Raw genomic sequence first — 21,908 nt, 5'->3', positions numbered from 1 at the left:
GCGCCTGCTTGACCTTTGGCCCCGCGCGCGTAAGCCCCCGCGCCATGATCCAAGCCGCGCACCCGCTCACGCTGTTCAACAGCCTGACCCGCCAGCCCGAGCCGTTCGAGCCCGTCCACGAGGGCGAGGCGCGGGTCTATTCCTGCGGCCCCACGGTCTACAACTACCCCCACATCGGCAACATGCGCGCTTACGTCTTCGCCGACATTCTCGGCCGCACGCTGAGCTTCAAGGGCTACCGGCTCACTCACGTCATCAACATCACCGATGTCGGCCACCTGACCGATGATGCCGACGCGGGCGAGGACAAGATGGAGAAGATGGCGCGCCAGAATGCGCAGTCCATCTGGGACATCGCCAAGCACTATACCGAGGCCTACTGGGCCGACATCCGCGCCCTCAACGTGCGCCAGCCGGCGCAGTGGACCATCGCCACCGATTTCATCCCGCAAATGATCGACTTTGCTAAATCGATCGCGGAAAAGCACTGCTACGAGCTGCCCTCCGGCCTCTATTTCGATGTCTCCACCGTTTCCGACTACGGCCGCCTCGCCCGCGCCCAGACCGACGAGGGCGAGGGCCGGATCGAGGCCGTCGAAGGCAAGCGCAACGGCGCGGACTTCGCGATCTGGCGCAAGACACCCGAGGGCGAGAAGCGCCAGATGGAATGGGATTCGCCGTGGGGCAGGGGCGCCCCCGGCTGGCACCTCGAATGCTCGGTGATGAGCGGTCAGGTCCTCGGCTTCCCGTTCGACATCCACACCGGCGGGATCGACCACCGCGAGATTCACCACCCCAATGAGATCGCCCAGAACCAGGCGTTCTGCTGCACGAACGGGCTCGACGTTCCCGCCAACAGCGGCGCCCGCGTGTGGATGCACAACAATTTCCTGGTCGAACGCTCGGGCAAGATGAGCAAGTCGTCGGGCGAATTCCTCCGCCTGCAACTGCTGATCGACAAGGGCTATCATCCGCTCGCCTACCGCCTGATGTGCCTTCAGGCCCATTACCGCAGCGAGCTTGAGTTCTCCTGGGAAGGGCTCGGCGCCGCGCTGACCCGGCTCAAGCGGCTGGTGATGGCGGTGGGCAACCTCAAGGCGCAGGCTGCCCCGGCCGAGACTTTCGGGCCGAAGTTCGCCCCCTATCTTGACCGTTTCGATGCCGCCGTGTCGGACGATCTCAACACCCCGGTCGCGCTTACCGTGCTCGAGGAAGTCGCCGGGCTCAAGAAGGTCGATGCCGGCGAAAAGCTCGCCGCGCTCGCCGCGATGGACACTGTTCTCGGCCTCGACCTGATGGCGCTCGCCCGCGCAGACCTGCGCATCCGGCCCAGGGCAGCCACGATCGACGAAAGTGCGATCGAGCAGACCTTGGCCGAGCGCAAGGCCGCCCGCGCCGAAAAGGACTTCGCCCGCTCCGATGCCCTGCGCGACGAACTGGCCGCACAAGGTGTCGAAGCCATGGACGGCGATCCGCTCGGCTGGGAATGGAAGCTCGGCTGAACGCCCGGCTCAGTCCCGGGCGCGGTGCAGCCAGCAGTTCACTGCAAAGCGCGCGCCGGCAAAATCCTCCGGCGCGCTGACGGGACGCACCTCGTGCAGGCTGATCGCTGGAAAGGCGATCAGCCGGTTGTCGTGCGGCTCGATTTCCACGGGCGCTTCGCGGCTGAACGGATAGAGCGCCAGATTGCCCCCGCTGAACCGGCGTGGCCGGCCATGGAGGTAATAGACGATCGAGACGACCCGGTCGGTTGCCGAACTTTTCCGCCGATCCTGCGTCAGCGTATCGATGTGCGGCTTGAAGTAGGACCCATCGCGGTGCGCCGCCATTTCCAGCTCATACCGTGCCACCGGAAAGGGCTGCATCCCCACCAGCGGAAACAGTTCGTCCAGCCGCTCCGTGATCGCCGCGCGAAATGGTTCGCTCAGCGGCCCGAGGTGATCCTCGTGATACCAGGCCACCCGCCGGTCCGACGCATAGCCGCCCTGGTTTTCCCCCGCGATCAGCGAAGGCACGAACCGCTCCTCACCCGCCAGGGCATAGGCGAGCAGCGCACCGTGCAGGTCGCCGGGCAGGAAATCGTCGATCAAGGCATGGCGAGGCATTCGGGACATGCCGGCATCAATACTGAGCCCGCCCCTGAATTGCAGCACGATTTTCTCGGTCCCTCACAGGTCCTCCAGTAACAATACCTCCAGTTCCACGGTCAGCACCGGTTCCGGCAGGAGGCTGTGCTCGACCGCGCAGACCATGGCGTCGGCGACGAGATGCCCAGAGATGTCGAACTCGTGCTCGGGCAGGGCGTCGATCAGGCGTTCGCCGGCGGCCAGCGCCTCGTCCCCGGTGAAGGTGAGGGCGATGGTGTGGCGCGTTCCGGCGAAAGTTGCGCTGGCCCAGGCGCGTTCGGCATGGCGCAGAAGCTCGCCGCGATTGTCGGCAAGGGCGAGGATCTGACCGAGCAGGCGGGCCCAGGTGCCGCGGCCCCAGGAATTGCGGCTGGGGTCGCGGTGGATTGTGGCGATATGCTGCAGGGCGCTCTTGGTTTCATACTGCACGGGGCGTCTCCCGGTAAGAGTTCATGAAATGTTCCACCCGTTTCGCCGTGGTGGTGCGGGGCATTCGGCCATTGCGCAGGTCCTGGACGAAGCGCGGATCGTGGGTCGCGAGGCGCCCAAACTTGGTCCACGGCATCCCGGTTTCACGCAGGAATTTCTCGATCCTGAAAAGCAGCATGGGGCTCCTCGGTTGGCAACGAATCGGTGTGTTTGTTCCCTATTCATTCTCGTTCAAATCCTACTTGTCTAGGAAAAATACATCGCCTAAGTTGGATTCATGGTTACGAATGATCCTCGCGCCCGCCTGCTCTCGCTGTCCGAAGAAAAGGGGATCAGCCTGTCTTCGCTCTCGGCGTTGATTGGCAGAAACTCCACGTATTTGCAGCAATTCGTGCGCAAGGGCAGCCCGCGCAAGCTGGAGGAAAGTGATCGGCGCAGGCTGGCCGATTTCCTCGGCGTGGGGGAGGCGGAGCTGGGCGCGCCGGAGTATATTTCCCGCGATTCCGCACCTATCCTTGGTAAACGTGGCCGCAACCTCGACTGGCTCGATATTCCGCGCCTCGCGGTGGAGGCCTCGGCCGGGCCCGGCGCGCTGGGAGAAGACGGCGCCGCGATCGGCGCCCTGCGCTTTTCGGCCCGTTGGCTGCGCGCGCAGGGCTTCGATCCGGCGATGCTCAGCGCGATTCTCGTGACGGGCGATTCGATGGAGCCGCTGCTGCGCGACGGGGACGAGATCCTGGTCGACCGCACGCCGCGCCCCTTGCGCGATGGCATCCATGTCGTGCGGGTGGGGGAGGCCCTGCTGGTCAAGCGCGTGCAGGCCGGCGTGCCCGGCAAGCTGGAACTGAAGAGCGAAAACCCGGCTTACCGCGCGATCGAGGTCGACCCGGCCGAGGCCGAGGTGATCGGCCGCGTCGTCTGGAAAAGCGGCCGGCTTTGACCGCTCGGGGCGCAACTGCGTCTTGATTCGCGGGAGCGCAGACCCCATTCCCCACGGCATGTCCACTTCCGCACCTGACGCCCTGCCGCTGCGCGCCGCCATCGTTCCCGTCACCCTGTTCGAGCAGAACTGCTCGCTGCTGTGGTGCACGAAGACCATGCGCGGGGTGCTGGTCGATCCCGGCGGCGATCTGCCGCGCCTCCGTCAGGCGATCGAGAAGGCGGGGATCACTGTGGAAAAGCTGCTCGTCACCCACGGCCACATGGATCACTGCGGCATGGCCGGGGTCTTCGCCAAGGAACTCGGCGTGCCGATCGAGGGCCCGCACGAGGATGACCGCTTCTGGCTCGACAGCCTGGCCGAATCCGGCGCGCGCTACGGGATCGAGGGGCACCCCTTCGTGCCCGACCGCTGGCTCGAGCATGGCGACACGGTCACTTTCGGGGAAATCACTCTCGACGTGGTCCATTGCCCCGGCCACACCCCGGGGCACGTGGTCTTCGTCCACGCGCCGTCACGTTTCGCCGTGGTCGGCGACGTTCTCTTCGCCGGTTCGATCGGGCGGACGGATTTTCCGCGCGGCAACCATCAGGACCTGATCGATTCGATCACCCAGCGCCTCTGGCCGCTGGGCGACGACATCACGTTCATTCCCGGTCATGGCCCGACCAGCACCTTCGGGCGCGAGCGCGAGACCAATCCCTTCGTCGCGGACAAGCGCTTCGCCTGACGGGCGAGGAAATCGCTGTCCTACATCCGCGCAGCCTGTCAGCCTTGTCCCGCGGGCCGTTCGGACCGGTTATTTGAACCGTCGGTCACGCCAATCGGGTCGGACAAGTGTCACCCTTCCACCTTGTCGTCGGATTATTGAAAACAAAGAACAAATTTGGCGAAAGCGGCGCAATCAGGGTGACAGTCGTGTCACCCTGCGCCCAGGATCGCACCTTACATCAGGCCCACGGCGATCAGCACGGCCACCACGGCCAGTCCGATCGCGATCAGGAAGGTGGTCATGGTCCCGATCATCCGGCCTTTCTCGAGCGATCCGCCGTCCATGCCGAGCCCGTGCAGCACCCGGCCGAACATGAAGATCGCGCCGATCGGCGCCAGCCAGGCGCCGCCCTTGCCGGTCATCTCGATCAGGCCGATCAGGATCAGTACCAGCGGCACGTTCTCGGCGAAGTTGAGCTGGGCGCGCATCCGCCGTTCGATCATGTCGTTGCCGCCCGTGCCGATCGAAACCTTGTGCCGATGGCGCAACTGGCCCACGCGCTGACCCAGCCAGAAATTGATGATGGCGGCGGCAGCGGCAAGGCACAGGGTGGTCTGAAGCAGCATGGAATTTCCCCCTCGGTGATTTCGCTGCGATTGCTAGCCTCCCGATGCTTGCAACGCACGATAAAATCGCTATAGGCGCGCCTTCGCTCTCCCCGGGCCAAACAGTTCGGGTCGGGTCATAGACCTTACATTTCATTTGCAGGAACAGGTGCCGAAATGGCTGTCCCCAAGAGAAAAACTTCCCCGTCCCGCCGGGGTATGCGCCGCAGCCATGACGCTCTGCAGGCCGAGGCGTTTCATGAGTGCTCGAACTGCGGCGAACTGAAGCGCCCGCACAACCTGTGCCCCAGCTGCGGCCACTATAACGGGCGCGAGATCATCGCTGTCGGCCTCTGAGCCGATTTGAAGCGGGGTTGAGGGGATGAGCCTGCCGCGTATCGCCGTCGATGCGATGGGCGGTGACGTGGGCGTGCGCGTGATGGTCGAAGGGGCCGCGCTCGCGCGCCGTCGCCACGATCGCTTCAAGTTCCTGCTTGTCGGGGACGAGGAGCAGATCAAGGCCGCGCTCGAGAATCATCCCAACCTGCGCGCCGCTTCGGAAATTCTCCACGCCCCTGATACGATCAGCGGCGAGGACAAGCCGAGCCAGGCCCTGCGCCGCGCCAAGTCCACTTCCATGGGCATGGCGGTGAACGCGGTGAAGGCCGGCCATGCCGGTGCCGCGGTCAGCGCCGGCAATACCGGCGCCCTGATGGCGATCAGCAAGCTCGCCCTGCGCACCCTGCCGGGAATTGATCGTCCCGCGTTGGCCGCCCTGCTGCCAACGCTGGGCGAAAACGATCTCGTCATGCTCGATCTCGGCGCCAATACCGAGTGCGACGCCCGCAACCTCGTGCAATTCGCGATCATGGGCGCGGCCTATTCGCGGATCGTCACCGGGCTCGAAAGCCCGCGCGTCCGCTTGCTCAACATCGGTACCGAAGAGATCAAGGGCACCGATGTCTTGCGCGTCGCGGCCAATGACCTCAAGCACGCCGCCGACGAACTGGCGATGAGTTTCGAGGGCTTCACCGAGGCCGACAAGATCAATCGCGGCAATGTCGATGTCGTGGTGACGGACGGTTTTTCCGGCAACATCGCGCTCAAGGCGGTCGAAGGCACGGCCCGTTTCGTCGCCGACCTGCTGCGCCGCTCGTTCGCCTCGTCGCTGCGTTCAAAGATCGGCTTCCTGATCTCGCGCCCCGCGACCGAGCTGCTCAAGCATCACCTCGATCCCAACAATCACAACGGCGCGGTCTTCCTCGGCCTCAACGGCGTGGTGGTGAAGAGCCATGGCAGCGCCAATGCGCTCGGCGTGGCCAATGCCGTCGCGGTGGCGGCCCGCCTGCTCGAGGATGACCTGACCACCCGCATCGCCGCCGACCTTGCCCGCGTCGGGGCCGACAGCCTGCGCCAGACCAACCGCAGCGCCCGCGCCAAGGGCGAAGGAGCCGCCTGATGACCCGCCGTTCGGTGCTGATCGGCACCGGCTCCGCACTGCCCGCCCGCATCGTCACGAACGACGAGATGGCGCGGATGGTCGACACGAGCAACGAGTGGATCGTCGAGCGCACCGGCATCACCCAGCGCCACATCGCGGGTGAGGGCGAAACCACCTCGACTCTCGCGATCGCCGCGGCGCGCGCGGCGATCGAATCCGCAGGGATCGAGCCGGCCTCGATCGACCTGATCGTGCTGGCCACCTGCACGCCCGACCAGACTTTTCCGGCCACGGCCACGCTCGTCCAGACGGCGCTGGGCTGCAATGGCGGGATTGCCTTCGATGTCGGCGCGGTCTGCTCCGGTTTCCTTTACGGGCTGGGCGTCGCGGACTCGATGTTGCGCTCGGGCATGGCGCGGCGCGCGCTGGTGATCGGTGCCGAAACCATGAGCCGCCTGCTCGACTGGGACGATCGCACGACCTGCGTTCTGTTCGGCGACGGTGCCGGTGCCGTGGTGCTCGAGGCGCGCGAGAGCGACGACCCGGCCGCCCCCGGCGTTCTGGCAACCCGCCTACATGCCGACGGCGCGCATAACGGCTTGCTGCACACCGATGGCGGCGCCTCGTCGACCGGAACGGTCGGCAAGCTGCGCATGAAGGGCAAGGAAGTCTTCAAGCACGCGGTCACCAACCTGGCCGACGTGCTGCGCGAAGTGCTCGAAGTCGCGGAAATTCCCGCTGCCGAGCTTGACTGGGTGGTCCCGCACCAGGCCAACAAGCGCATCCTCGACGGCACGGCGAAAAAGCTCGGCCTGCCGATCGAAAAGGTGATCATCACCGTCGATCGCCATGCCAACACCTCGGCCGCCTCCGTCCCGCTCGCGCTCGACGTCGCCATGCGCGACGGGCGGATCAAGCCGGGCGACCTAGTCATGCTCGAGGCCATGGGCGGCGGCTTCACCTGGGGCGCGAGCCTGCTGCGGATCTGACCGGGCCCATCCAGGGTTGTGTTTTTTTGGGGCGCTGGCCTTTGTCGTTTGTCCGCAAGCAATTAGTTGCGTTTTGATTAGACGCGGCTAATTTGGTTACCGGGATTCGGGTCTAACTTGTTTCTTGGGGGGAAAGGGGCTTTGATGCGCTCCATGTCTACGCTTACGCGCGCCGATCTGGCCGATGCGATCAATCGCAAGCTGGGCTTTTCACGAGCCGATTCACTCACACTGGTGGAATCCATTCTGGCCCGCATGTGCGAAGCGCTTGCCGATGGTGAGAATGTGAAGATTTCCGGATTCGGAACCTTTCTGCTGCGCGACAAGACCGAGCGGGTCGGGCGCAATCCGAAGACCGGGGTGGAAGTGCCGATCACGCCGCGCCGCGTGCTGACCTTCCGCGCCAGCCAGATGCTCAAGGACCACATCGCCGGGGCATGATGGGGCGCTGCGCTTGACCGGGCCGGACAATCCGACGCTCTTTTCCGACGGTCCGGATCATATCGAACGGCCGGTGTTCGCCGACGGGAAGGCGCCTGACGCCCTGCGGACGATCGGCGAAGTGGCGGCCGCCCTCGGCATTCGCCAGCACGTCCTGCGCTATTGGGAAGAGCAGTTCCCGATGCTCCGCCCGCTCAAGCGCAGCGGCGGGCGGCGCTATTACCGTCCGGACGACATCGCGCTGGTCGAGCGGATCGATCGGCTGGTGCACCGTGAGGGCTATACCCTGCGCGGCGCACGGCTGGCGTTGCAGGGCAAGGGTGGCGAAAAGGCGCCTGTCGGCGCGGAAGCAGCCACGCCGCCTATTCCTTCTACCGGTCCGGCTTCATCCGAACTGGTGGACCGCCTGCGCGCCTTGCGCAATCGGCTCGGCGCGGCGCTCGGCTGAGCGGATCAATCCTCGATCAGTTGCGGTCCGAGATCGGGGTCGAGATCCCGCGGGCGCATCAGGTGAACCAGCCGCGCGCAGCCGTCATGCAGGTCGGCCCAGCTATCGATATCCAGCTCCAGCACGGCGAAGGTCGCCGTGGGGAACTTTACCTCGACCATCTCGCGCAGCGGGCTTGAGCCGTCCTCGGGCACGAGGTCGAAGATCAGGTCTTCCAGCCCGGGATTGTGGCCGACCATGATCAGCCTGTCGTACCGGTCCGGCTGGTCGCGCAGGACATCGGCGAGGGTGGCCGAGCTGGCGAGGTAGATCCGCCGGTCCCATTCGATCGGCATGGTCATGCCGGTCGCGGCCTCGGCCAGTTCGATCGTCTGCGCCGAACGCACTGCCGGAGAGGCGAGCGCGCGCTGCCACGGTACGCCATGCTCCAGGATGTGGCGGCCCATTACGGCAGCCCCCTTGGTGCCGCGTTCGTTGAGCGGACGATCGAAGTCGCGTGCACGGGCATCGTGCCAGTCGGACTTGGCGTGGCGGAAAAGGCCCAGAAGCTTCATTCGGCTCGGTCGTGTGGCAGGGATTCGGTTCGCTCCGCAGGAACACTTCCGGCGATGCGTTGTAAAGCCTCATCCAGCGTCAGGCGGTGGATCGGCGTCCCGGGCGGGAACGCGCTGAGCAGGCGGCTGGGAAATGCGGGTGAGAGAACGACGAAATGCCCGTGGTCGTCCTTGCTGCGGATCAGGCGGCCGAAAGCCTGGGCAAGCCTTGCGCGGATGATCCGGTTGTCATGCGCGGTCCCGCCGCCGGCGGCGCGCCGGGCGCGGTGGAGGATCGAGGGCTTGGGCCAGGGCACCTGCTCCATCACCACCAGCCGCAGAGAATGGCCGGGCACGTCGACCCCGTCGCGCAGGGCATCGGTGCCGAGCAGGCTCGAGCGGTGATCGTCGCGGAATATGTCGACCAGGGTGCCGGTGTCGATCGGGTCGACGTGCTGGGCATAGAGCGGCAGGCCGCCGCGCGCGAGCCGGTCCGCGATCCGGCCGTAAACTGCGCGCAGCCGCCGGATCGCGGTGAACAGGCCGAGCGCGCCGCCGCCCGCCGCCTCAATCAACCGGCCATAAGCGGCGGCCAGCGCGGGCAGATCGCCCTTGGGCACGTCGGTTACGATCAGCACTTCCGCCTGTGCGGCATAGTCGAACGGGCTGTCCGCACTGGCGAGTTCGGGTGAGACAGCGACGTGGGCCGCGCCCGATCGGGCGATCGCGGAGTCCCAGTCGTCCCCGTCCGCTCCGGTGCGGTCTTTCAGCGTGGCGCTTGTCAGCATCACCCCGTGCGCCGGTTCGAGCACGGTGGCGGCGAAGGGCTTCATCGGGTCAAGGTAATGGCGATGCAGGCCGACGTCGAATTCGCGCGCGTCGGAGCGGTCGAGCGCCAGCCAGTCGACGAATTCAGGGTCGGCTGGGCCGCCAAGCCGTTGGAGCAGGGCTTCCCATGCCGAGATCAGGTCAATCCGCCAGCCGAGCGAATGACGCGCGCCCTCGATCCGGGCGCGGCCTTGCGGGTCGAGCCAGTCGGGCGGGTCGGCGAGGATCGCTTCGAGCCGGGCGCTGAGGCGGTGGAGCGGCTGGCGTAGCGCGGCGAGTGCGGCCTGGGCCTGCGCGGCCAGTTCGACGAATTCGCCGGGCAGCTGGGCTGCTTCCGTTTCCAGCCCATAGCCCGCTTCCTGCCCCCCGCTCTCGTCGCGGGCGTAGACGAGGCTGCGCACGCCCGCGAGGAGGTCTTCGATCGGGCCGGAGGGCGCGCCTTCGGCCAAGCGCTGAAGCCAACCGTCGGAGGGCAGGGCCTCGGCCGCTTCGCGCGCGGCTGCGATCGCCTTGCCGCCGGCCTCGTCGTAGCTGGCAACATCGGCAAGCCGCGCGGAGAGGCCGCGGCGCCGGCCCTTGGAGCCACGTTCCGGGCCTATCACCCAGCGGCGCAGCTCGATCGCTTCGCTCCCGGTCAGTTCGGCGGCGAAGGTGGAATCGGCCGCCTCGAACACGTGGTGGCCTTCGTCGAAGACGATCCGGGTCGGGCGCAGGGCATGGTCGCGCCCCCGCGCAGCATTGACCATGACGAGCGCGTGATTGGCGATCACGAGGTCGGCGTCGGCGCTGGCCCGGGCGGCGCGCTCGATGAAGCACTTCCGATAATGCGGGCAGCCGGCATAGACGCATTCGCCGCGCCGGTCGGTCAGGGCCGCTATGCCGCGCTGGCGGAACAGGGTGCCGAGCCAGCCGGGCAGGTCGCCGCCGATCATGTCGCCGTCCTGCGAATAGCCTGCCCAGCGCGCGACCAGCTGGGCCATGATCGCGGCGCGGCCGTTGAAACCGCCTTGCAGCGCATCCTCGAGGTTGAGCAGGCAGAGGTAGTTTTCCCGGCCCTTGCGGACCACGACCGGCTGGCTGCCATCGGGCCGGGTCTGAGGCCAGGCGCGGCGGCTTTCGCGGCGGAGCTGGCGCTGGAGGGCCTTGGTATAGGTCGAGACCCAGACCGTGCCGCCGCTTTTCTGAGCCCAGAGCGAGGCGCCGGCGAGATAGCCCAGGGTCTTGCCGATGCCGGTGCCGGCTTGCGAGAGCAGCAGGTGCGGGGTGCCTTCGCGCCGGCGGGGAGCGAAGATGCGGGCGGCGGCGCGGGCATAGTCGCGCTGGGTCGGGCGGTTTTCCGCTTCGTTTCCAGTGAGCCCGGCGAGGCGCTCGGTTACTTCGGCGTCTGTCAGGTCGACCTGTGCGGGCTGGGGACGCTCGGCGGTTTCGTCCCATTCGGGCAGGCGCGCGAACAGCCAGCGCTCGGCCGTTTCCGGGCGCCGTAGCTGTCCGGAAAGCAGCGTGGCCCAGGGCCAGCGCAGACGGGTGAGGGTCTGCAGCTGGGTCCATGCCCCCTCGCGCTCCGCCCATGCATCGCTGCTGCAAGTGGCCAGCAAGCTGCCTGCGGCCTGCTGGAGCAGGGCAGGTACAGCGCCATCGTCTTGCGGCTCGGCCAGCCCCAGCGCATGGGCCAGGCCCTTGGGCGTGGGGACCATGAACCGGGCCGGGTGGACGAAGGCGAAGAGTTCGAGCAGGTCGAGGCCCGAGAGGTCGGGATAGCCGAGGCGGCTGGCGACGAGCGGGGCATTGAGCAGCAACAGCGGGGTATCGGCGGCGGCGGTGATCGCCTCGCCCTTGCCCACGGCGCGCGTCGCCGTGCCTTCGCGCAGCCACGATCCGCCGTGGCTGGCGTGGAGGGCCGGGAGGGTGAGCGCGTCCATCGCCTCCAGATGGCGCGGGGGGAACGTAAAGTAAACAAGGCCCGGCCGCGTGGGCGGCCGGGCCGTTAACTTATGCCCAGTGGAACAGGCGGCTCCAGACCGATGGACCGCGGACTTCATCCATCGGCTGGATGCGGCCATAGGTCAGGCGGCGCATGACGGGATCGAGCGGCTGACGCGGTTCAAGCCAGCGATCGGGCCGGGAATGGCCCTGAGAGGATAGGCTCATGTGCAACTCCTCCAACGCATGAGGGCCCCTGTGGAGAGGACGGGGCGAGCCTCATGCACGACAGAATGCCTTAACTTTCGGTCCGGTTCCCCAAAAATGCGATGAAGCGAGGGCTTGCGCCACGGCCCGCCTTGCGCGAAGGGCTGGGCATGACTGATACGCTCGAACGCCCCGACGTGCTCGCCGCCGCAAAGGTCTCAAAGGCATGGCCTTTCGAGGAGGCGCGCAAGCTCCTCAAGCGCTACCCGGATGGCCGGAAAGACGGCCCGGTGCTGTTCGAGACCGGCTACGGCCCCTCGGGCCTGCCTCACATCGGGACGTTTCAGGAGGTCCTGCGTACGACCTTGGTGCGCCGCGCCTATGAAGCGCTGACCGGGGCGCCGACCCGACTCGTGGCCTTTTCCGACGACATGGACGGCCTGCGCAAGGTACCGGACAACGTGCCGAACCAGGGCCTGCTGGCCGCTCACATCGGCCATCCGCTGAGCCGGGTGCCCGACCCGTTCGAGCGTTACGAGAGCTTTGCCCATCACAACAACGCGATGCTCCGCGAATTCCTCGACCGCTTCGGGTTCGATTATGAATTCGTCGCCGCCTCGGACCGCTACAATGCGGGCGGGTTCGATGATGCGCTGAAGAACGTCCTCGTCAACTATCAGGCGATCATGGACATCATGCTGCCGACCCTGCGCGAGGAGCGGCGGCAGACCTATTCGCCGGTCCTGCCGATTTCGGCCAAGACCGGGCAGGTCCTGCAGGTGCCGATCGAGGTGATCGATGCCGACTCCGGGATCGTGCGCTTCGAGGACTGCGGCGAGATGGTCGAGCAGTCGATCCTTGGCGGCAAGTCCAAGCTGCAGTGGAAGGTCGACTGGGCGATGCGCTGGGTCGCGCTCGGGGTCGACTACGAGATGTGCGGCAAGGACCTGACCGACAGCGTCACGCAGTCCGGCCGGATCGCGCGGGTGCTGGGCGGGCAGCGGCCGGAAGGGCTGATCTACGAACTCTTCCTCGACGAGAAGGGCGAGAAGATCTCCAAGTCCAAGGGCAACGGGCTGACCATCGAGCAGTGGCTGACCTATGGCAGCGAGGAAAGCCTCGGCTTCTACCTGTTCCGCGAGCCCAAGAGCGCCAAGCAGCTGCATGTGGGGATCATTCCCCGCGCGGTCGACGAATACTGGCAGTTCCGCGAGAAGATCCCGGGCCAGCCGGTCGAGCAGCAGCTCGGCAACCCGGTCTGGCACCTGCTGCGCACCAATGGCCAAGATCAGGGTGGGGCTGCGGGCGAGGGCGAGAGCCTGCCGGTGACCTATGGCCTGCTGCTCAACCTCGTCGGCGTGCTCGGCGCCCAGGCGACGCGCGAGCAGGTCTGGTCCTACCTTGGCAACTATGTCGAGAATGCCGATCCGGCGGCCCACCCGGCTCTGGACGGGCTGGTCGGCAAGGCTCTGGCCTACAACCGCGATTTCATCGCGCCCACGCTCCAGCGCCGCAAGCCCGAAGCGAACGAGGCCGCCGCGCTGGCCGCGCTGGACGAGGAACTGGCGGCGATGGACGAGGCGGCCACGGCCGAGGAACTGCAGAACCTCGTCTACGAGATCGGCAAGGACCCGCACTTCGGCTTCGAGCAGCTGCGCGACTGGTTCAAGGCGCTTTACGAGACCCTGCTGGGTTCCAGCCAGGGGCCGCGCATGGGCAGCTTCATTGCGCTCTACGGCGTGACCAATACCCGCCAGCTGATCGCCGAAGCGCTTTCCTGAGCGCCATTGGCCGGCGGGCGCCGGCGTGGTAGCTTGCCCGGCATGAAGCGAACGGGCCTGATCCTCGCGGCGGCGCTCCTGTTGGCCCCGGCCTTCTTGCCAAAGGCGCTGGTGGCGCCGCTGGGCGCAGCCGCGCCGGGCGCGGCGCTCTCTCCGGTCGAGCAGGCGGCGGCCTTTCGCGGCGCCGGGTTCCTGATGGTGCGGGGCAAGTGGCAGGCCTGCGGCGATCCGGGCACGGAAAGCTACATGCCCGGCACGATCGAGGCCGTGCGCGACCTCAATGGCGACGGCCTGCCCGAGGCGGTTATCATCGAAGGCAGCGGCTTTTGCTTCGGCGCGGCGGGCACGGGCTACTGGCTGATGAGCCAGCGCCCGGACCAGACGTGGAAAGTGATGAGCCGGGGGCAGGGGATCGTGCAAGTCCTGCCCACCCGGGGCGCGGCGAAATGGCCCGATATCGAGATCGGCGGGCCGGGGTTCTGTTTCCAGGTCCTGCGCTGGAACGGCCGGGCTTATGTCCATAACCGCTATCAGTACGAAGGGCGCGCCTGCCGGCCCTGATCGTGCCAAGGAACCCGAAGGGCCGGGCGCTCGTTTGGGGCGGGTGAAACTCGATACCAGCCCGGAAGCTCTCGCCGTCGAACTGCTCGGCCGTCCTTATCACGAGCTGGACGAGGAGGAGCAGCACATCCTGCGCCGGGTCATGTCGAGCAAGATCGAGCTTGATCCCGACGAGACGGAGGCGGCCAAGGGCAATTTCGGCGATCGGCTGGCTGACCGGGTGGCGGCGATTGGCGGATCGTGGAGCTTCATAATCGTCTTTGCCGTGGTCCTGCTGGCGTGGATGCTGGTCAACGGGCCGCTGGCAAAGCGCTGGGGCGTCGTCTGGGACGGCTATCCCTTCATCTTTCTCAACCTCGTGCTTTCCACGCTCGCCGCCTTGCAGGCGCCGATCATCATGATGAGCCAGAACCGGCAGGCCAAGAAGGACCGCATTTCCAACCGCCACGACTACGAGGTCAACCTGCGCACGACGGTCGAACTCCTACGCCTGCACCGCAAGATCGACGGGGTGTTCAACAAGCTCGGGCAGTTGCAGGGCGAGGTCAAGGAAGTGCCGGAAAAGACCGGCGAAGTGGTCAACGGAGCCGTTCCGGATGAACTGTCCGGCAGCGCCCGGGACGGTTTGGCCACGCTCGCGAGCGCTGCCCCGATCAATGTCCCGATCAAACCTTCATCAAACCCGGTCTCGGGGTAACTCCTGATCAACCATTCCGGACTAGTCTGCGTTGACCAAGACTGTCGGAAGGCTTCTGATGGATACCATCACCATCGACGGCATGGACGAGCATGACTTTCGGTACGAGATCGAGGACATGCTGCGCCTGGACCGTGTCGATGACGCGCTAGCGCGTCTGCGCGCCCTGCTGGAGCCCTATGCGGGGCTGGGCGGGATCCTGCCGGCTCGCTTCCTCGATATCTCCGTCAACGACGTGGAGTTCGGCGGCTGGCAGCGACTCGCGAGCCGACTCGGCAGCTATGACCGTCCGAATCACCCGATCTCGGCGATCGGCGTTGCCCTTGCCGATGCGCGGGTTCTGGGCGGGCCGGGGCCGTCGAGCGGGCGGCTCGCACCGTTCATCAAGACCTTCTACTTCAGCGACGACGCCTATCCCTTCACCGACGCGACCCGCGACGACCTGCTCGACGGTTATACCCGCGAGGGATTCGGCTGGCAGAGCGATTACCAGGCGAGTGACGCGACCCTGTCGATCAAGGGGATCGACGACCTCCACGGCGCGATCGTCGAGCTGGAGGACCGCCTGTTCGATCACCCCAATCCGCCGGAGGACTATGTCCGCGCCGGAGCGATCGGGGCCTGTTACCTGGCCGTGCTGATCCACCAGGCGCTGCGCGAGACGATCCGCCGCAACGGGCTGCCCCGGCCGCTCTGCGTGCTCGCGGCCTGCGACGGGGTCTATCCCTTCTTCGACGCGCCCGTGGCAGGCAGCGATGAATGCGAGGCCGCGCCGCCGGTCGAGGCCGCCCCGGAAGACGTCTGGCCCAACGAACTTGAGGGCGCGCGCCCGGCCGATGAGGATCTCGAAGAGGCCGGTTCGGGCGAGGGCAGCCTGCTCGGGATCATCTCGCGCAAGGGGACCAAGGCCCCGGTCATGGTGCTGGGCGAGGCCGACATGGCCGAGGCTGCGCGTTTCAACGAAATGGCCGCTGCCCAGTGGGGCAATGTCGGCGCGCCGGAAGGCGAGGTCCTGCGCAGCCATGGCTCCGCCGCGCCGGTCCTGCCCGAGCCGCTGGCGGACGATGCCGGCGAGGGCGACTGGGCCGCGCCGCAGGACATGCCGGAAGGCGGGCTGTTCACGCTGGCCGGCTATGCCGAGGACATGTACGCGGGGACTGAACTGGGCGATGCACCGCTCGACCTCCGGCCCGAAGACGAGCAGGCCGGTGACGAACGGGCCGAGGATGAGCAGGCCGGCTTTGAGCCAGCTGTGAGCGGCCGGCCGGATTTCCGGAACTGGGACTATGCGAAGCCGGACGATGCGGACCGCGTGGGGGGCGTTCTCAACCCCTCCGGGCACAGCCTGCGCAGCCGCTTCGTGGCCGAGCCGCCGGTGGCGACCGTTTCCCTTTCCGATCGCCTCCGCGCCCTGTTGGGGCGGATCAGGCTGGCGATTGCGGGGCTGATGCAGCGGCGCCGGGGGGCGCCGGAGGACTGACGGGAGGCGCCGCCTGCGCCTTGCGCGCGGCGATCCAGCGGTCAATCTTGGCTTCTAGCACGGTCAGCGGCAGCGCGCCCGAGCCCAGCACCTGCTGGTGGAAGGCGCGAATGTCGAACCGGGAGCCAAGCTCGCTTTCCGCCCGCGCGCGCAGGCGCTGGATGGTGAGCGCGCCGATCTTGTAGGCCAGGGCCTGCCCCGGAATGGCGATGTAGCGTTCGACCTCGGCCGTGGCATCGGTGCGGCCCATGCCCGAATTGGCCAGCATGTAGTCTATCGCCTGGTCGCGGCTCCAGCCCATGGTGTGGAGGCCCGTATCGACCACCAGTCGCATGGCGCGCAGCATCTCGTCATCCAGCGTGCCCCAGTGCTGCATCGGATCGGCGTAAAGACCCATCGCGTAGCCCAGCGTTTCGGCATAGAGCGCCCAGCCCTCGACATAGGCGGTGTTGCCGCCGAAGCGCTGGAAATCGGGCAGCGAGGTGTCTTCCTGGGCGAGGCTGACCTGGAAGTGGTGCCCCGGGATCGCCTCGTGCAGGTAAAGCGTGGTGATGCCGGAGAGGAAGCGGCTCGGCAGGTCGTAGGTGTTGTAGAAGAAGATGCCGGGGCGCGTGGCGTCGGAGCTGCCCTGGTTGTAGCTACCGCCGGCCTCGTATTTCTCGCGGTAGGCGGGGTAGGGCTGGATCAGCAGCTTGGTGCGGGGCACGCGGGCGAAATATTGCGGGACCAGCCGGTCCACCTCGAGCGAGACCCGGGCGAAGCCTTCGGCCAGTTCCTCGCGCGTTTTCGGATGGAAGCGCGGATCGGTGCGGATCGTGTCGAAGAAAGCGCGCAGGGGGCCGGCATAGCCGAGCTGACGCTGGACCTCGGCCATCTCGCGCTGAATGCGGGCGACCTCGCCGAGGCCGAGCTGATGGACCTCGGCCGGATCGATGGCGAGCGTGGTATTGTCCCTGACCTCCAGCCGGTAAAGCGCGGCGCCGCCCTTCATCTGGGCAAGGCCTACGCTGTCACGCGCGGCGGGGAGATATTCGCGGGCAAGGAAGGTGCGCAGGCGGCGGTAGGCGGGATAGACCTCGCCCCGGATGGTCGCGGCATAGTCCGCCCGGAGCGCGGCGCGGGTGGCCTCGGGCATGGCCTTGGGAAAGTCGGTGGCCGGCGAATAGAACGGGGAATCGGTGACCTTCTGGGCCAGCAGGGCGTCGATCTGGCCGATCATGTTGCGCACGGTCAACTTGGGTGCGACCACGCCGCTCGCCATGCCTTCGCGCATCCGCAAGATGGCCTGGCCGAAAACCTGGCCAAGCGCCTTCTGCAGGGCGAGGGCGTTGCGATAGTCGGCCACCGAATCGTAGGGCACGGCGCCGCCGCGGGCGAGCAGGGCGGGCAGTTCGCTGTGCAGGCCGTCGAAATGATTGAGCGGCAGGACTTCGGCGACGGCGCGCATGTCGGGCTGGAGCCACGACAGTTCCTCGCGCTTCTGCCAGGCGAAGGCGTCGTAGGAAACCTGCCGCTCGGGCGTGAGGAGGGCGCGGTCGATCGCGGCGAGGCCGTCGAGGCTGCGACGGGCCGAGGCGAGGCGGCGGCGGCTGAGCGTGTCGGTGAAGAGCAACGCCATGTCGGCCGGCTCGACCCGTTCCCCGCGTGAAAGTTGGCCGAGCGGGTCGAGCCCGTCCTCGCGCCGGGAATCGTCGGCGAACAGGGCCATCAGCCGCTCGTTGATGCCGGTCGGCACGGGCAGCGCCGCCGGCTGGGCGGGGCGCCGGGGGGGCGGGGCCGCCTGGATCGCGGCGGAGAGCAGGGCGGCTGCCAGCAGGCAAGGCGCCGCCCTGCGCGCGAGGGTCAGCCCCATCGGCGCGACCGGTACCACTTGGTGATGACGTATTTGACGCCCTTGGCCACCGGAATGGCGGCGTGCATCGTGTCCCAGTTGGGGGCGCCGTCGGGCAGCATGTTGTTCCAGACCAGCAGGGCGCCGCGCTGCGGCTGGATCGCGATGCCGAGCCGGGTGAAGTCGGTCGAGCCGCCTTCCTCGACATCGTTGAGATAGGCCATGGCCGTCCACGAGCGCTGTCCGCCGCGCTTCGCCTCTTGCGGCCAGTACTTTGCCCTGGTCCAGAACCAGTCGCAATGCGCGCGGAATTCCTGGCCGGGCAGGTAGCGCTGGCCCTGCACGGTCTCGCCGTGGTCGGGTTCCATTCCGAGCAGGTCGTCGATCCGCCGCTCGATCATCCGCACGAAGGGATCGGCGCGGTCGACGTCGCCCGAGTAGGAGGTGCGGAAGCCCTGCTCGTAAGTCGTCTCGAAAAGCGAGGAAGGCTTGGCCACTTCATCGACCATGGCGATGAACCGGTCGCATTCCGCCGGGCTGAGGAAGTTGCCAAAGGCGTAGATTTCGGCCCGCTCGGTCGGCACCTTGTAGGCGGCGGGATCGGCGGCGAGGCGCGCGCGGACCTTCTCGCCAATGCGGGCGAGGGCCGCCTGGTCGACCACGGGCGCGGGCTTGTCGGGATTGGCGGTCTGGGCGGTCATGCCGGTCAGGAGTAGCGCGCCGCCCGGCGAGGGCAAGGGGCGAGAGCATCGTGCCCCCGGGAAAAGAAGAAGGCCCCCGACCGTGAGGTCGGGGGCCAGTCTGTCGGTCCACTCAGCCGACAGGAAGCATCTTACCAGAAGAAGTCGTAGATGACATCGACAACTTCGCCATCGTAGATGTCGACCAGCAGGGCATCGTCATAGTACCGGACCCAGCGATAGGGGCCGTAGGCCGGCGGCAGGCGATACTCGTACGGGTCGTCGATCCAGTAGTTCTGGCTGAAGAACAGCGTGTCCAGATAGAACCCGATCGACAGGCGGCGGTAGCTGTAGTTGTTGTACGGCGCATAGTAGCGCGGCATGCGGAACAGCTGCCGGTTGCTGCTGCGGAAGGACTGCCAGTTGTACCGGTTGTCCTGCCGCCAGTTGCGGCTCCAGTTTCCGCCGCGGTCCCGGTCGCGGTCATTGTCCCAGCGCTGCTGGGGTGCGGTGCGGACGTTGCGGTTGCGGTCGAAGTTCTGGCCCTGCCACTGGCGGCCGTCCCAACCCTGCTGCTGACGCGGCGCTTCGCGGTTGTAGCTGCGATTGCGGTCCTGGTCGGCATAAGAGCGGTTCGGCTGGACCTGAACCTGGCGCGGGCCATCGAAGCGCTGCTGCGGCGGCTGGGCGGCCGGCGCATTGTTGCGGAACGCCGGTGCCGGACGGTTCACGACGCCGGAGTTGGCATCGCGGCCATAGCGCTGGCCCTCGGCCGGACGCTGCGAGCCCCAGCCGCGGCCGGCATCGGCCCCGTTGCGGTCGCCGCCCCAGTTGCGGGCCTGCGGGGCCTGCTGCTGCGGTTGAACCTGCGGCTGCGGGCGCTGCGGCTGAGCCTGCTGCTGAACCTGCGGCGCGGCATTGCCGCCCCGGTTCCAGACGCCGCCACCATTGCCACCGTTGCCGCGATCATTGTCGCCGCCGCCACGGTTTTCGCTGCCACGGAAATTGCCGCCACGGCCTTCGCCGCCACGGTCGCCCGGGGCCGCCGAGGCAACCGACGGGAGGGTAAGGGCCGCAAGGCCCACGGCGAGGGCCGCAAGGCCACTCGACTTCTTGAAAGATATCAGGCGCATAGCCCCGGTCTCCATTCCTCTCGCATCCGGAGCATTCTCCGGCGCTGTTGGAATCGGAATACCCTTAGCGCGATGACGGCACCCTGAACCAGTCGTGCAGGGTTCTGTTAATATTTCTCCGCCTGATAATGAACGGGCCGGACCTCATTGGAGGCCCGACCCATCCGGAAATCAGCGGGTCAGCTTCTTGCCCAAGCGCGTCAGCGCGTCAGCTTCTTGCCCAAGCGCGTTAGCGCGTCAGCTTCTTGTAGGCCAGCGCGGTCGGACGATCCGCGGCATCGCCGAGGCGGCGGCGCTTGTCTTCTTCATAGGCCGCGAAGTTGCCTTCGAACCATTCGACATGGCTGTTGCCCTCGAAGGCGAGGATGTGCGTCGCCAGACGGTCGAGGAAGAAGCGGTCGTGGCTGATCACCACAGCGCAGCCGGCGAAGTTCTCGATGGCGTCTTCCAGCGCGGAGAGCGTTTCGACGTCGAGGTCGTTGGTCGGTTCGTCGAGCAGCAGCACGTTGCCGCCGGCCTTGAGCATCTTGGCCATGTGGACGCGGTTGCGTTCACCGCCCGAGAGCTTGCCGACGTTCTTCTGCTGGTCCGCGCCCTTGAAGTTGAACGCGCCGACATAGGCCCGGGTCGACATGTCCTGCTTGTTGACGGTCATGTAGTCGAGCCCGTCGGAGATTTCCTCCCAGACGTTGTTCTTCGGGTTCAGGGCGTCGCGGCTCTGGTCGACATAGCCCAGGTGCACGGTCGAGCCGATCTCGACGCTGCCGGTGTCGGGCGTTTCCTTGCCGGTGAGGATCTTGAACAGGGTGGACTTGCCCGCGCCGTTCGGCCCGATCACGCCGACGATGCCGCCGGGCGGAAGCATGAACGAGAGGTCCTCGAACAAGAGCTTGTCGCCATAGGCCTTCGAGATGTTCTTGATCTCGATCACCTTGCCGCCGAGGCGCTCGGGCACCTGGATGACGATCTGGGCCTTGCCGATCGGGCGGTTGTCCTGCGCGTTCTGCAGTTCCTCGAACTTGCGGATACGCGCCTTGCTCTTGGTCTGGCGGGCGGCGGGGGTCTGGCGAATCCACTCCAGCTCGCGGCTGAGGGCCTTCTTCTTGCCGCTTTCCTCGCGGTCTTCCTGCTCGAGGCGCTTGGCCTTCTTCTCGAGGTAGGTCGAGTAATTGCCCTCATACGGGAAGTACTTCCCGCGATCGAGCTCGAGGATCCAGCCCACCACGTTGTCGAGGAAGTAGCGGTCGTGGGTGATCATCAGCACCGCGCCGTGGTATTCCTTGAGATGGTTTTCCAGCCACTCCACGCTTTCCGCGTCGAGGTGGTTGGTCGGTTCGTCGAGCAGGAGGATGTCGGGCTTCTGGATCAGCAGGCGGGTCAGCGCGATGCGGCGCTTTTCACCGCCCGAGAGGCTGTCCACCGACCAGTCGCCCGGCGGGCAGCGCAGGGCCTCCATTGCGATTTCGAGCTGGTTGTCGAGTGTCCAGCCGTCGACCGCGTCGATCTTGTCCTGAAGCGCGCTCATCTCGGCGCCAAGTGCGTCGAAGTCAGCGTCCTCCTCGGCCATTTCCATGCCGATCTGGTTGAACCGCTCGACCATGTCGGCCGTGGCGCGCGCGCCGTCCTTGACGTTTTCGAGCACGGTCTTGCTGGCGTCGAGCTGGGGTTCCTGCTCGAGATAGCCGACGGTGATGTTCTCGCCCGGCCAGGCCTCGCCGGTGAAGTCCTTGTCGATCCCGGCCATGATCTTGATCAGGGTCGACTTGCCCGCGCCGTTCGGGCCGACGATGCCGATCTTGGCACCCTGGTAGAACTGCAGGTTGATATTGCTCAGCACCGGCTTCTGGGCGCCGGGGAAGGTCTTCGTCATGTCCTTCATGACGTAGGCGTATTGCGCGGCCATCGGATTCCTCTGGGGATTGGCAGTGTCGGAAAGTTGCCGCCGCCTCTACAGGCGCGGCCCCTTGCCCGCAAGCGCGGGTTGCAGGGGCGGAGCGGTGGACTGCTGCTATTGTGCGATGGTGGGCGCTGACGGGCTCGAACCGCCGACCCTCTCGGTGTAAACGAGATGCTCTACCAACTGAGCTAAGCGCCCCCGTGCGGGGTAGTGCGCTATTGCGCGAAGC

Annotated in this window: 23 protein-coding genes and 1 tRNA gene; 12 read left to right on the top strand and 12 right to left on the bottom strand. The window is 66.8% G+C overall.

Annotation, left to right across the window (positions count from 1 at the left end; translation table 11 throughout):
• The first annotated feature begins 44 nt into the window (after positions 1–44).
• Entirely contained in the window at positions 45–1,502 is a 1,458-nt protein-coding gene (cysS, locus tag H7F51_RS05570; protein WP_185663220.1) for a cysteine--tRNA ligase, read from the top strand.
• A gap of 9 nt (positions 1,503–1,511) precedes the next feature.
• Here the strand turns inward: cysS and H7F51_RS05565 are convergent, their stop codons facing one another.
• Genes H7F51_RS05565 through H7F51_RS05555 form a run of 3 tightly spaced genes read right to left on the bottom strand, consistent with a single transcriptional unit; the run spans position 1,512 to position 2,733 of the window.
• Positions 1,512–2,114, bottom strand: coding sequence for a 2OG-Fe(II) oxygenase (locus H7F51_RS05565; protein ID WP_185663219.1), 603 nt, complete (start codon positions 2,112–2,114; stop codon positions 1,512–1,514).
• Positions 2,115–2,168: 54 nt separating this feature from the next.
• Complete coding sequence (locus H7F51_RS05560; RefSeq protein WP_343061222.1) at positions 2,169–2,555, bottom strand: hypothetical protein; 387 nt, start codon at positions 2,553–2,555, stop codon at positions 2,169–2,171.
• A complete protein-coding gene (locus tag H7F51_RS05555) occupies positions 2,545–2,733 on the bottom strand; it encodes a hypothetical protein (RefSeq protein WP_185663218.1) in 189 nt (62 codons plus the stop codon). The genes H7F51_RS05560 and H7F51_RS05555 overlap by 11 nt, the downstream gene beginning before the upstream one ends.
• Before the next feature lie 99 nt (positions 2,734–2,832).
• Here H7F51_RS05555 and H7F51_RS05550 point away from each other — a divergent pair, with 99 nt between their 5' ends.
• Both H7F51_RS05550 and H7F51_RS05545 read left to right on the top strand, forming a co-directional pair.
• Positions 2,833–3,495, top strand: a complete 663-nt coding sequence (locus H7F51_RS05550; RefSeq protein WP_185663217.1) for a S24 family peptidase — start codon at positions 2,833–2,835, stop codon at positions 3,493–3,495.
• A gap of 58 nt (positions 3,496–3,553) precedes the next feature.
• Entirely contained in the window at positions 3,554–4,225 is a 672-nt protein-coding gene (locus H7F51_RS05545; protein WP_281384414.1) for an MBL fold metallo-hydrolase, read from the top strand.
• A gap of 215 nt (positions 4,226–4,440) precedes the next feature.
• On the opposite strand, the gene H7F51_RS05540 is transcribed toward H7F51_RS05545, so the two are convergent.
• Entirely contained in the window at positions 4,441–4,833 is a 393-nt protein-coding gene (locus tag H7F51_RS05540; RefSeq protein ID WP_185663216.1) for an MAPEG family protein, read from the bottom strand.
• Positions 4,834–4,989: 156 nt separating this feature from the next.
• On the opposite strand from H7F51_RS05540, the gene rpmF reads away from it, so the two are divergent.
• From rpmF to H7F51_RS05515, 5 genes are all read left to right on the top strand, one after another.
• Positions 4,990–5,169 (top strand): 50S ribosomal protein L32, encoded by a 180-nt coding sequence (rpmF, locus tag H7F51_RS05535; RefSeq protein WP_185663215.1) that lies wholly within the window; start codon positions 4,990–4,992, stop codon positions 5,167–5,169.
• Positions 5,170–5,194: 25 nt separating this feature from the next.
• Positions 5,195–6,271 carry a phosphate acyltransferase PlsX gene (gene plsX / locus H7F51_RS05530; RefSeq protein WP_185663214.1) on the top strand — a complete coding sequence of 359 codons (1,077 nt, stop codon included), beginning with the start codon at positions 5,195–5,197 and terminating at the stop codon, positions 6,269–6,271.
• Positions 6,271–7,242: a beta-ketoacyl-ACP synthase III gene (locus H7F51_RS05525; protein ID WP_185663213.1), complete on the top strand. Its 972-nt coding sequence runs from the start codon at positions 6,271–6,273 to the stop codon at positions 7,240–7,242. The genes plsX and H7F51_RS05525 overlap by 1 nt, the downstream gene beginning before the upstream one ends.
• A 144-nt stretch (positions 7,243–7,386) precedes the next feature.
• Positions 7,387–7,683 carry an integration host factor subunit alpha gene (locus tag H7F51_RS05520; protein ID WP_185663212.1) on the top strand — a complete coding sequence of 99 codons (297 nt, stop codon included), beginning with the start codon at positions 7,387–7,389 and terminating at the stop codon, positions 7,681–7,683.
• Between the two features lie 13 nt (positions 7,684–7,696).
• Positions 7,697–8,131, top strand: a complete 435-nt coding sequence (locus tag H7F51_RS05515) for a MerR family transcriptional regulator (protein WP_221774009.1) — start codon at positions 7,697–7,699, stop codon at positions 8,129–8,131.
• 5 nt (positions 8,132–8,136) lie between these two features.
• Here the strand turns inward: H7F51_RS05515 and H7F51_RS05510 are convergent, their stop codons facing one another.
• From H7F51_RS05510 to H7F51_RS05500, 3 genes are all read right to left on the bottom strand, one after another.
• Positions 8,137–8,685 carry a SixA phosphatase family protein gene (locus tag H7F51_RS05510; protein ID WP_185663211.1) on the bottom strand — a complete coding sequence of 183 codons (549 nt, stop codon included), beginning with the start codon at positions 8,683–8,685 and terminating at the stop codon, positions 8,137–8,139.
• Positions 8,682–11,411 carry an ATP-dependent DNA helicase gene (locus H7F51_RS05505; RefSeq protein ID WP_185663210.1) on the bottom strand — a complete coding sequence of 910 codons (2,730 nt, stop codon included), beginning with the start codon at positions 11,409–11,411 and terminating at the stop codon, positions 8,682–8,684. The genes H7F51_RS05510 and H7F51_RS05505 overlap by 4 nt, the downstream gene beginning before the upstream one ends.
• A 70-nt stretch (positions 11,412–11,481) precedes the next feature.
• Positions 11,482–11,640: a hypothetical protein gene (locus tag H7F51_RS05500; protein ID WP_185663209.1), complete on the bottom strand. Its 159-nt coding sequence runs from the start codon at positions 11,638–11,640 to the stop codon at positions 11,482–11,484.
• Between the two features lie 149 nt (positions 11,641–11,789).
• Here H7F51_RS05500 and H7F51_RS05495 point away from each other — a divergent pair, with 149 nt between their 5' ends.
• From H7F51_RS05495 to H7F51_RS05480, 4 genes are read left to right on the top strand one after another with little or no spacing between them, the layout of a single operon-like run.
• Complete coding sequence (locus tag H7F51_RS05495) at positions 11,790–13,400, top strand: lysine--tRNA ligase (protein ID WP_185663208.1); 1,611 nt, start codon at positions 11,790–11,792, stop codon at positions 13,398–13,400.
• A 42-nt stretch (positions 13,401–13,442) separates the two neighbouring features.
• Positions 13,443–13,961, top strand: a complete 519-nt coding sequence (locus H7F51_RS05490) for a hypothetical protein (protein WP_185663207.1) — start codon at positions 13,443–13,445, stop codon at positions 13,959–13,961.
• 43 nt (positions 13,962–14,004) lie between these two features.
• Complete coding sequence (locus H7F51_RS18620) at positions 14,005–14,658, top strand: DUF1003 domain-containing protein (RefSeq protein WP_343061220.1); 654 nt, start codon at positions 14,005–14,007, stop codon at positions 14,656–14,658.
• Between the two features lie 58 nt (positions 14,659–14,716).
• Positions 14,717–16,138, top strand: a complete 1,422-nt coding sequence (locus H7F51_RS05480; RefSeq protein ID WP_185663205.1) for a hypothetical protein — start codon at positions 14,717–14,719, stop codon at positions 16,136–16,138.
• Here the strand turns inward: H7F51_RS05480 and H7F51_RS05475 are convergent.
• The 5 genes from H7F51_RS05475 to H7F51_RS05455 form a co-directional block, all read right to left on the bottom strand.
• Positions 16,083–17,990: a DUF885 domain-containing protein gene (locus H7F51_RS05475; protein ID WP_185663204.1), complete on the bottom strand. Its 1,908-nt coding sequence runs from the start codon at positions 17,988–17,990 to the stop codon at positions 16,083–16,085. The genes H7F51_RS05480 and H7F51_RS05475 overlap by 56 nt on opposite strands.
• On the bottom strand, positions 17,981–18,670 hold the full coding sequence (locus tag H7F51_RS05470) for a prolyl hydroxylase family protein (protein ID WP_185663203.1): 690 nt from the start codon (positions 18,668–18,670) through the stop codon (positions 17,981–17,983). The genes H7F51_RS05475 and H7F51_RS05470 overlap by 10 nt, the downstream gene beginning before the upstream one ends.
• Before the next feature lie 131 nt (positions 18,671–18,801).
• The gene (locus H7F51_RS05465) at positions 18,802–19,782 is read right to left on the bottom strand and encodes an RcnB family protein (protein WP_185663202.1); all 981 of its coding nucleotides are present in this window, start codon (positions 19,780–19,782) and stop codon (positions 18,802–18,804) included.
• A gap of 229 nt (positions 19,783–20,011) precedes the next feature.
• Positions 20,012–21,685, bottom strand: coding sequence for an energy-dependent translational throttle protein EttA (gene ettA / locus H7F51_RS05460; RefSeq protein WP_185663201.1), 1,674 nt, complete (start codon positions 21,683–21,685; stop codon positions 20,012–20,014).
• A 116-nt stretch (positions 21,686–21,801) separates the two neighbouring features.
• Positions 21,802–21,877: transfer RNA gene (locus H7F51_RS05455), tRNA-Val, on the bottom strand.
• Between the last annotated feature and the right edge of the window lie 31 nt (positions 21,878–21,908).

Source organism: Novosphingobium flavum, from assembly GCF_014230315.1.
Taxonomy (GTDB): Bacteria; Pseudomonadota; Alphaproteobacteria; order Sphingomonadales; family Sphingomonadaceae; genus Novosphingobium; species Novosphingobium flavum.
Note: the sequence above shows the minus strand (reverse complement) of the source record. Positions and strands in the feature narration are given on the sequence as shown.